9 protein-coding genes and 1 pseudogene are annotated in these 9,559 nt (G+C 58.3%); 2 read left to right on the top strand and 8 right to left on the bottom strand.

Features of this window, described 5'->3' with window-relative positions:
• A pseudogene (locus FCL49_RS18405) lies at window positions 1-204 on the bottom strand (transketolase); the annotation flags it as partial.
• Window positions 205-442: 238 nt separating this feature from the next.
• Here FCL49_RS18405 and FCL49_RS18400 point away from each other — a divergent pair.
• The gene (locus FCL49_RS18400) at window positions 443-1,195 is read left to right on the top strand and encodes a M48 family metallopeptidase (RefSeq protein ID WP_174354645.1); all 753 of its coding nucleotides are present in this window, start codon (window positions 443-445) and stop codon (window positions 1,193-1,195) included.
• A 289-nt stretch (window positions 1,196-1,484) separates the two neighbouring features.
• A complete protein-coding gene (locus tag FCL49_RS18395) occupies window positions 1,485-1,832 on the top strand; it encodes a hypothetical protein (RefSeq protein ID WP_174354356.1) in 348 nt (115 codons plus the stop codon).
• A 304-nt stretch (window positions 1,833-2,136) separates the two neighbouring features.
• On the opposite strand, the gene FCL49_RS18390 is transcribed toward FCL49_RS18395, so the two are convergent.
• The 7 genes from FCL49_RS18390 to FCL49_RS18360 are packed head-to-tail and all read right to left on the bottom strand — an operon-like array spanning window position 2,137 to window position 9,551.
• A complete protein-coding gene (locus tag FCL49_RS18390; RefSeq protein WP_174354658.1) occupies window positions 2,137-3,777 on the bottom strand; it encodes a thiamine pyrophosphate-binding protein in 1,641 nt (546 codons plus the stop codon).
• A 50-nt stretch (window positions 3,778-3,827) separates the two neighbouring features.
• The gene (locus tag FCL49_RS18385; RefSeq protein ID WP_174354644.1) at window positions 3,828-5,297 is read right to left on the bottom strand and encodes an aldehyde dehydrogenase; all 1,470 of its coding nucleotides are present in this window, start codon (window positions 5,295-5,297) and stop codon (window positions 3,828-3,830) included.
• A gap of 15 nt (window positions 5,298-5,312) precedes the next feature.
• The gene (locus FCL49_RS18380; RefSeq protein WP_174354643.1) at window positions 5,313-6,107 is read right to left on the bottom strand and encodes an aspartate dehydrogenase; all 795 of its coding nucleotides are present in this window, start codon (window positions 6,105-6,107) and stop codon (window positions 5,313-5,315) included.
• A gap of 17 nt (window positions 6,108-6,124) precedes the next feature.
• Window positions 6,125-6,919: an SDR family oxidoreductase gene (locus FCL49_RS18375; protein WP_174354642.1), complete on the bottom strand. Its 795-nt coding sequence runs from the start codon at window positions 6,917-6,919 to the stop codon at window positions 6,125-6,127.
• On the bottom strand, window positions 6,916-7,734 hold the full coding sequence (locus tag FCL49_RS18370; protein WP_174354641.1) for an alpha/beta fold hydrolase: 819 nt from the start codon (window positions 7,732-7,734) through the stop codon (window positions 6,916-6,918). Before FCL49_RS18370 ends, FCL49_RS18375 begins: the two co-directional genes overlap by 4 nt.
• The gene (locus FCL49_RS18365) at window positions 7,734-8,258 is read right to left on the bottom strand and encodes a cupin domain-containing protein (RefSeq protein WP_174354640.1); all 525 of its coding nucleotides are present in this window, start codon (window positions 8,256-8,258) and stop codon (window positions 7,734-7,736) included. The genes FCL49_RS18370 and FCL49_RS18365 overlap by 1 nt, the downstream gene beginning before the upstream one ends.
• Before the next feature lie 30 nt (window positions 8,259-8,288).
• Window positions 8,289-9,551: an MFS transporter gene (locus FCL49_RS18360; protein ID WP_174354639.1), complete on the bottom strand. Its 1,263-nt coding sequence runs from the start codon at window positions 9,549-9,551 to the stop codon at window positions 8,289-8,291.
• Between the last annotated feature and the right edge of the window lie 8 nt (window positions 9,552-9,559).

Raw genomic sequence — 9,559 nt, 5'->3', positions numbered from 1 at the left:
CGAGCCATGGCCGTTGGAGAGGACGAAGCGGTCACGGTCAGCCCAGTGCGGGTTGGTCGGGTTGTGGTTCAGGTAGTCACGCCACAGGACTTCGGCGATGTCCGCCATGCCCATAGGTGCACCCGGATGGCCGGAATTTGCTTTTTGTACGGCGTCCATGCTGAGTGCGCGGATGGCGTTGGCAAGCTCTTTACGAGAGGACATGTTTTACTCCAGGTCGGATTAAAAAATCAGTCAAGTTTTCTATTTTCTCAGACTCAGCATTAAAACGGCAATCCCTAATGCCAAATGAGAGCGAGTTCACAACTTATTAGCACAATTGGTCGGTTTTTCGGAATAACACTATTTTCCTGATTGCCAGCGTACACTAGTCTCAGACGGCAAGATTTCCCTAAATTAAAATGGCATTACCCCCTTGTTACTATCACAGGAAGATGGCGTTATGAAAATCCGTACCTCTTTGATTGCATTAAGCATTGCCACCTTGGTAAGCGGCTGTCAAAACCTGAATACCGATACCCTGATGCAGTCTGGCGCGCAGGCGTTTCAGGCGGCGACGTTGAGCAATGACGACGTAAGAACCCTGAGTGATAAATCCTGCGCAGAGATGGACAGCAAGGCACAAATCGCGCCGGCTGACAGCACCTATGCCAAACGTTTGAACAAAATCGCCGCGGCGCTGGGCGATAATATCAACGGTACACCGGCCAACTACAAGGTTTACGTCACCAAAGACGTGAATGCCTGGGCGATGGCCAACGGCTGTATTCGCGTATACAGCGGCCTGATGGACATGATGACCGACAATGAAGTGGAAGGCGTGCTGGGTCATGAAATGGGCCACGTGGCGCTGGGCCATACGCGTAAAGCCATGCAGGTGGCTTACGGCACCGTGGCGTTGCGTACCGCAGCGGCCTCGACCGGAGGCATCATAGGTTCACTGTCGCAGTCACAACTGGCGGACATGGGCGAAAAACTGGTGAATGCCCAGTTCTCGCAAAAGCAGGAAAGCGAAGCGGATGACTACTCGTTCGATCTGATGAAACAGCGCGGTATCGATCCGAACGGCCTGGTCACCAGCTTTGAAAAACTGGCCAAGATGGAAGCCGGACGTCAGAGCAGCATGTTCGACGATCACCCGGCCTCCGAAGCGCGTGCGCAGCACATTCGCGACCGCATCGCGGCAGGCAAATAACCCTTATTGCCTTACAGAGCAACGGCACCCAAAAGTGGGTTTACCACTGATTAAGGTGCCGTTTTCAGAAAATAAAAAACGCATTCCTGTTAAATCCATTATTAAAAAACCACTCAATTCCATTTATAGAATAATATAAATAAAACAACTTACAACAACACATAATAACCATTTATTTTTTGTGACCTTTAGCGAAAACTCACCTATGCAGCATTGAAATTATTCTGGAAAAAATATAATACTAAGTTCCCTTATGGACATAAAACAACACTATGGAATGGAGTTATTTATGAAAATCATTGATGCATCTTTACTCGATCAAATCTCTGGTGGTCGTGGAAATAATGGCGGTGACCGTAGCGATAATGGCGGAAGAAGAGGTCGGAATAATGGCCGCAACGGAGGCGGAGCCCCAAAAACATGCGCAAATGATGTTGGCGTTGGCATCATCACTGGCGCGCTAACAGGCATGGCTGGTGGGCCATGGACAATGATTGGCTTTGCCGTTGCGGGGGCCGCGACGGCAAGTCTCGGTTGTCCTGATAAAAGCCCATATAGAAATAACAACAATAATAACAGAGATGCACTAGCGGGTAACCGTTCCCCAAATAGCGTAAATGGGCAATGCCGCTGGTAATATTTCTCTGTATATGCCCCCTCGCTCAATGGGGGCGATTAAGGCGTCAACTCATGAATAAGGCAAGATACTCGTTAATTTCCATTATCTGGATGCCAGGCTGTTACTTTATTGGCATTAAATCATCATTGAAAATATTACAACCGGCGACCAGCTATGTGGACTTGGTCACACTGGTTCTTGCTATTATTGGGCTGCGAGTATCCATTTCACTGATAGTCGACGCCCTGGGAATATTTAATAAAAATTGATTACCTTTGAACGACACCTCGACTGTTCAAGGTGCCGTTCAATCCGTCACGGCTCAGTACAGGGTCTTTTGCGGTGGCCCGGCGAAGGTTAGTGGCCCAATGCTGTTCATGTCCACTTCCACTACCGACGGTCCCGGATAGTTAATCGCCTCCGCCAAGACGCCGCTGAACTGCGCCGCACTGTCGACCTTCCAGGCTTTCAGCCCCATAGCTTCGGCCACCAGCGTAAAGGACGGGGTGTGCAGTTCGTTATAGTACTGACGACCGGCAAAGTATTTATCCTGAATGCCGCGCATCACGCCGTAGCCACCGTCGTTCATAATCAGCAAAGTGATATTGGCCTGCTCCTGCGCCATGGTCGCCAGCTCGCCCAAGCCTAACGCCAACCCGCCGTCGCCCACCAGCCCGACCACCTTGCGCTGCGGGTTAGCGATCGCGGTACCAATCGCCATCGGCAAGCCCATGCCAATCGCCCCGGCCAGCGAGTGAATGTTGCACAGCGGCGAAATCGCGCGGAACAAACGGCTGCCCCAAACGCTGCCAGAGACGGTGATATCACGGACCAGCAGCCCATCCTGCGGCAGCGCGGCGGCAATGGCGTCGTTTAATTTGGCATATTCCCCCGACTGTTGGCGCAGCGCGCTTTCCGCCTGCTGCACCGCGCGGACGATTTCGCTATCCCACTCGGCATTGACCTTCTCACCTGGATTCAGTCGGGCAGCCAATGCGTTAAGCAAGGCACCACAGTCGCCATTAATTTGTTCGTCGGCCAGATAGTTACGGTTGGCCGCCGCCGGATCAATATCAATCTGCACCAATGGGCGTGGCAGCGGCAGCGTCCAGGTACGGGTTTCATTGCTGCGCAGGCGTGAACCGGCCACCAGCGTCAGATCGCACTGCGTCAGGATAGCCTCAATGCTCGGTGAATTATGGAACGCACGCAGGCTGCGCGGATGGCTATCAGGCAGAATGCCGCGCCCGTGGGTGCTGGAGATCACCACCACACCGGCATCCGCCAGTTTGCGCACCGCCTCACCGCAGGCCAGCGCACCGCCGCCCAACCATAACAACGGACGTTTGGCCTGTTTCAGCCGCTGATACAGCCGTTCAACCGCGTCGTCACTGGCTGGCGGCAGCGGCGCAGGCATCACTGGCTGGCTCAGCACCGCGCTGGAAACCAGGCTGCTTTGAATATCGATCGGGATCTCTACCGCCACCGGGCCGCAAGGCACCGTCTGCGCGTCGAGAATGGCCCGCTGGATCACGGACACCGCCTGTTCCGCAGAGTTAACCCGATACGCGCGTTTGGAGCAGGCGCGCAGGAAACCCAATTGATCGCGGGTTTCATGAATGAACCCGGCGTCGGCATCCAGATAGGCTTTTTCCACCTGACCGGTAATGTGCAGCAGCGGCGTGTTGGCGTTCATCGCCTCGATCATTGCGCCGACCGCATTACCGGCACCGGCACCGGTACTGGTCAAGGCCACGCCCAGACCGGAGAAACGGCCGTGGGCATCGGCCATGGTCACGGCACCGGCTTCACCACGTGCCGGCACAAAGCGAATGTTGCCGCGCTGCCCCACCGCATCGGCAATCGGCAGATTATGAATCGAAATGATGCCGTACATCGCCGACACCTCGTACTGTTCCAGAGTCCGGGCTATCGCCTCGCCAACCGTTATTTTCTCGCTCATCATCAGCCTTCTTATATGTTCGTTGTAGGGGTACGCACCGTTGCTCAAAACTAATCGCTCCAGCGATTCGCCTGATGGCTAAGCGCCAGATACAGGCTTTTTTGCTGCATGTAGGCTTTGATACCGTGCAGGCCCTTTTCGCGGCCCAGACCGCTCTCTTTAAAACCGCCGAAAGGCGTAGAAATGGAGAATGTTTTGTAGGTATTGATCCACACCGTGCCGGTTTCCAATTGCTCCGCCAGCGCCATAGCCCGCGGGAAATCACGGCTCCAGATGCCGGCCGCCAGCCCGTATACCGAATCATTGGCCTGTTCAATCAACTGCTGCTCGTCGTCGAACGGCAGCACCACCAGTACCGGGCCAAAAATCTCTTCCTGACAGGCGCGGGCGCTATTGCTCAGCCCTTCAATAATCGTCGGCAGGTAATAGCTGCCACCGGCCAGTTGCGGATCGGCCGGGGCTTCACCGCCAATCACTATCCGCCCACCTTCCTGCTGTGCCAGCGCCACGTAATCCGCCACGCTTTGGCGATGCTTTTGGTTAATCAGCGGGCCGAGATGCACACCCGGCGTCAGGGGATTACCCACCCGCAATCCGGCCGCCAGTTCACTCAGGCGCGCCAGCAGTGGCTGGTACAAAGAACGGTGCACAAACAGCCGCGAACCGGCGATGCAGGCCTGACCGGCGGAGCTGAAAATGCCATAACAGATGCCGCGTGCCGCCTGCTCCAAATCCGCATCTTCCAGCACGATGGTCGGTGACTTGCCGCCCAGTTCCAGCGAGGTAGGGATCAGTTTTTCGGCGGCAATGTGCGCCAAATGGCGACCGGTATTGGTGCCGCCGGTAAAGGAAATCTTTTTCACTAACGGATGGCGGGCCAGCGCTTCACCAATCACCGAGCCTTTGCCCGGCAGCACGCTGAGCAGTCCGGCAGGCAGCCCAGCCTGTTCAAACAGCTCCGCCAGTTTTAGCGCCATCAGCGGCGTGGCTTCAGCCGGTTTGAGGATCACCGAGTTGCCCGCAGCCAGCGCGGGGGCCACCTTTTGCATTTCACTGGCAATCGGCGAGTTCCACGGCGTAATCGCCGCGATCACCCCCAGCGGTTGATACTGGCTCAGCGTCATCACCTCGGCGCTGCGCTGGGTCGGCAGTTCGCCCTCCAGCACCTCGCAGGCGGCAGCAAAGTAGCGAGCCGTTGCTGCCGCACTGGCCACCAGCCCACGGGTTTCCGCCAGCGGTTTACCATTGTCACGGGTCTGCAACTGCGCCAACTCTTCCTGCTGCGCCATAATCAGATTACTGACGCGGTACAGAATGTTGGCACGCTGATGCGGCACCAGCCCACGCCACTCGGGCGCGCGCCAGGCGCGTTCCGCCGCGGCCACCGCATCATTGACGTCTTCAACGCTGGCGGCACGCAGTTGCGCATTGACGCTGCCGTCGGCCGGAAACACCGAGGTCATTTCGTCGCCACGCCCTTCGCACCAGCGCCCAGCTACAAAAATCTTTAACTTTTCCATGCTCGCTCCTGCCGTTCAGGCAATAAAGCCACCATCAACCAGACGGCGGCAGGCTTGTACCGCGCTCAGCGCCGCCAGGGTTGATGTTTTGGGATTACTCGCCAGCGGGTTGCCGCTCAGCTCAATCTGAAACTCACCGAAATTGCCGCACACCTGCAGCCGGTGGGTATTGCGCCGGGTCGCGGGATCGACCAGCAGCCGTACCCGGGTGGCGTCCATCCCCAAGCCGTTGAGCGCGATGGTCGCAGCCACGTTGGCATTGGCCGGGAACAGCCTCGCCGCCTCACGCGCCGAGCCTTCAAAAAACACCTGCGCCTCGCTCACGGCATCAAGATCAATCAATTGCTCTGCCATGCTGCCTCGCCAGCTCGCCGGGCTTTTACAGGCCTGATAGGTGACGCTGTCCAGCCCGCCTTCACGCGCCGACGCCAGCCCATCCATCCCTGCTACCGCTCCGGACAGGACGATCAACTGGCCATGGTGCTGACGGCAGGCCTGTTGCAACCGCTGTTGCAGCGCCGCATCCGCCAGCGCACCGGTGGAAATCACCGCCAATGGCCAGCCACGCGTCACCACGGCCTCACCAAATTCCGCCACCGCCTGCTGGCTGGCACATTCCAGCACCAGGTCCGGTTGCTCAGTGCACTGATCCGGATGGGTTAGCGCCTGCACCTGCCCCCCGAAGGCACTGTCGATTGCCGCATGATGAGCCGCACGCGCCAGGATCCAGCCCACGCTCACCCCATCCGGCAGACGGGAAAGCACTTCTCTGGCCATTGCGCCGTAGCCAATCATCATGATTTTCTTCATCTGTTCGGCCTCTGCGGTTAAAGATGGCGGTTAAAGCCACCGGAGACGTCGAGCGCCGCGCCGGTAGTAAAGGACGCCAGGGGGGAAGCCAGGAACAACAGCGCCCGCGCCGGCTCCTGTGGCTTACCGAGGCGTTTCATCGGGATGCCGCGACGTTCGGCAATCGCCGCCGTCCACTGCTCCCAGCTTTGGTCCTTATCGCTGCGCTCATCGAAGCGGCGTCGCCACTGGCCGGACTCCACCATGCCCAGCAGGATCGAGTTGACGCGAATGCCCTTGTCCACCAGCTCTTTCGACAGCGTCAGCGTCATGTTAAGCAGTGCGGCGCGCGCCGCCGAGGTGGCGATCATGTGTTCTTCCGGCTGCAAAGCCAGCAGTGAGTTCACGCAGGTAATCGAGGCAATATCCGAACGCTCCAGCGCCGGCAAAAACGCCTGCACCGGGTTGATCACGCCGAACAGTTTTAACTCCGCCTCATGCAGCCAGGCCGCACGCGGGGTGTGTTCAAAATGCGCCACAAATCCCTGACCGGCGTTGTTGATCAACAGATCCACCCCGCCGAAGTGCGCCGTCACCTGAGCGGCAAACTGCGTTACCTGCGCCTCGTCCAGCACGTCGCAGCACAACGCCAGGATCTGCGCCTGTGGAAACTCATTACGCAGGCTGGCTTCGGCACCGGCCAGTTTGTCCGGATTGCGGCCGCAAAAGGCCACCTTCGCCCCTTCCGCCAACAGCAGGCGCAGGGTCTCAAAACCGATGCCCGACGAACCGCCGGTGACCACTGCGACCCGTTGCTCAAGCTGAAAATTCATGGTTGGATTGCTCCCGTAAAGTCCTGCAGATAACGGTTAAATTGCTCCGGTGCATCGAGATAGCTGGCGTGCCCTGCGCCCTCAATCAGCCGCAGAGGCGCGTCCTGCTGCTGCGCCAATATTGCCGCCGCTTCCGGCGGTGTGATCCGGTCGCCGTCGCCACACCACACCTGTAGCGGGCCACGATAGCGCGCCAGATGGCGGCCGATATCGTCGTTGGCCAGCATCCAGGCGGCGCTGAGAAAACCTTCTGGATCCAGCTGCTGCATGCCATTGCGTACCCAGGCGATATCCTGCGGATCCGCGCCATCACGCAGTAACGCCGCCGCCCGCTGTTCGCCGTAGCCCTGCGGCCCCAGCTTTTCAATCATCTGTTTGCGCTGGCCGTAAACCTGCTGACGTTTTTCTTCCGGCGCCGTGGCATAACCCTGAGCCGGATCCGCCAGCACCAGTCCGCATAGGCCGTCGGGATGATCGGCAGCATAAGCGCTGCCGATTAGCGCACCGAGCGAATGGCCGACAATCAGCGGCTGCTCCAGCCCAAGCTCGGCCACCAGCGCCGCCAGTGCGGCTGCGTAAGCGGTGGCGTCAGGCTGGTTCACCGTCAGCGGCAAACTGCCACCGTAGCCCGGTGCATCCCAGGCCAGCAGGCGGTGACCGTCGGTCAGGCCAGGATCGTTAAACTGCTTGACCCACGAGGCCGAACCGGAGCTGATGCCATGCAGCAACACTACCGGGCGGCCGTGCCCCGCTTCGCGCCAGCTCAGGGTGAAATCCCCGCAGCGCGCCTGCTGACGTTGCACCAGGCCGTTCATCAGTTGCGTTTCACTTTGGATAAAGGGTGATCCGCCGGGTAGGTCGGCGTTTCCGGTTTGGCGGTGCCGAGCATCACGCACATCAACGCCTCTTCCTCGCCGTGGTTGAACAATCCACGGTAAACACCGGCCGGAACCGAGATCAGATCGCGCTCTTTCAGCTTGGTTTCGTAGTACTCGGTGCCATCCTGGATCATCAACGTGATACTGCCCTTGAGCATAAAGAACACCTCTTCCACATCGTCGTGCAGGTGCAGCGGGCCTTCGCATTTCGACGGCAGCACCATGGTGGAAAAGGTAAAGTTGCCCGCCGGGATAGTATTGGTGTCGTTCACCACCCCGGTGGCACCTGTGCCGATATAACGCATCTGCGCACGGCGGTATTTCGGGTCGTAGTCAGCCTGGAACTTCAACGCATTCCAGTCATATTTACGGCCTTCAAAGCGGGCGATACGTGATTCCACCCAATGCTCTATCGACTGATCCTGCGGCTTGACGGCAGCTTGTTTCTCAACCTGAGACATGTTGGTACTCCTCTGTGAATCAATGGGATATCAATATTTCTTCAGCAACGGCAGCAGAATGATGCAGCCGATAAAGGCCATCACCACCAGGAACAGCAAGCCGTTATCCATGTTGCCGGTGGCGGCGATCAGCGCCCCCATCAGCACCGGTGCCAGTGCACCGGCAAAATTGCCTAATCCGTTAAAAATACCGCCGGCGGTGGCGCTAACCTTGCTGCTGGTGGCCTTCGCCAGCAGGGCAAAGATGTTCGGCGCACCGGCTCCCCACATAAAGGTGCTGAAGGCCATGGCGGCGATCACGCTGTAGGTCCCCTGCATATGCAGCACCACGGCCAAGCCCAGCCCGGCGCCGCACAGTGAGATAAAGCAGGCCAGCGCGCGGCGATCCAGTTTGTCCGACAGCCAGGCACCGAGCACTTCGCCGAGCAGCATGGCGATAAACGGCAGCGATGACAGGTACCCGGCATGTTCCAGGTGAATACCTTTGCCCTTGATCAGGTAGCTGGGCAGCCAGCCATTCATGCCCCACAGGTAGGTCAGGAAGGCGATGTTAAACAGGCAAATCATCCAGAAATGCGGGTTGCGCAGCAGCTCAAGGCGATGCTGTTTGCGTTCGGCGACCGCCGGAGGTGAAACGGTAGCGGCGGCCGGGCGTGACACATTCAGATGACGCATGCCGAACAGCACCAACAGCATCACCGGCAGCGTCAGAAACGCCATAAAGAAGAAGGTGGTCTGCCAGTCAAAGGTGTTGAGGATATACAGCGTGACCGGGAAGCCCAGCGCCGCCCCCAGCGGGGTGCCGAGTAGCCACAGCATGGTGGCACGCGCCTGCAGCCGCTGCGGAAAGGCCTGGCGAATAATGGCGTAGGCCATCGGCAGCAGTGGGCCTTCGGCAATGCCGAGTAAAATGCGCAGCGTCATCATGGTGTGATACGAACGGGCCAGGCCCATCAGCACCATCAATACGCCCCACACCACCATCATGCCGATCAGCACTTTTACCGGGTTCAGCCGGTCGCCAATGCCGCTGAGCAGCATCGAAGAAATGCCGTACGAGAACAAAAATGCACTCATCAGCAAGCCCAGTCGCGCCGGGTCAAAACTGATGCCCAGCGCCTGCTGGAATTCGCTATCGGAAAACAGGGCCGCGATGCTGATCTTGTCGAAAAAGGCCAACAGTACGCAGGCAAACAGCGCTATCGGCACCGACCAGCGCACCCGCTGCTGCGGATTTTCGGCAACGGCTTCCCCCACCCGTCCAGCGCGGGCGTCAATATCTTGCGTAGTCATGAAACGCT

Origin of the sequence: Serratia proteamaculans, assembly GCF_013337185.1 — a bacterium.
GTDB classification, from domain to species: domain Bacteria; phylum Pseudomonadota; class Gammaproteobacteria; order Enterobacterales; family Enterobacteriaceae; genus Serratia; species Serratia proteamaculans_D.
The sequence above is the reverse complement of the archived record's forward strand: the minus strand, read 5'-3'. Positions and strand labels throughout refer to the sequence as shown.

Coding starts and splice junctions, on each gene's coding strand:
- FCL49_RS18400 (WP_174354645.1), top strand. CDS start 443: ATGAAAATCCGTACCTCTTTGATTGCATTAAGCATTGCCACCTTGGTA.
- FCL49_RS18395 (WP_174354356.1), top strand. CDS start 1,485: ATGAAAATCATTGATGCATCTTTACTCGATCAAATCTCTGGTGGTCGT.
- FCL49_RS18390 (WP_174354658.1), bottom strand. CDS start 3,777: ATGAGCGAGAAAATAACGGTTGGCGAGGCGATAGCCCGGACTCTGGAA.
- FCL49_RS18385 (WP_174354644.1), bottom strand. CDS start 5,297: ATGGAAAAGTTAAAGATTTTTGTAGCTGGGCGCTGGTGCGAAGGGCGT.
- FCL49_RS18380 (WP_174354643.1), bottom strand. CDS start 6,107: ATGAAGAAAATCATGATGATTGGCTACGGCGCAATGGCCAGAGAAGTG.
- FCL49_RS18375 (WP_174354642.1), bottom strand. CDS start 6,919: ATGAATTTTCAGCTTGAGCAACGGGTCGCAGTGGTCACCGGCGGTTCG.
- FCL49_RS18370 (WP_174354641.1), bottom strand. CDS start 7,734: ATGAACGGCCTGGTGCAACGTCAGCAGGCGCGCTGCGGGGATTTCACC.
- FCL49_RS18365 (WP_174354640.1), bottom strand. CDS start 8,258: ATGTCTCAGGTTGAGAAACAAGCTGCCGTCAAGCCGCAGGATCAGTCG.
- FCL49_RS18360 (WP_174354639.1), bottom strand. CDS start 9,551: ATGACTACGCAAGATATTGACGCCCGCGCTGGACGGGTGGGGGAAGCC.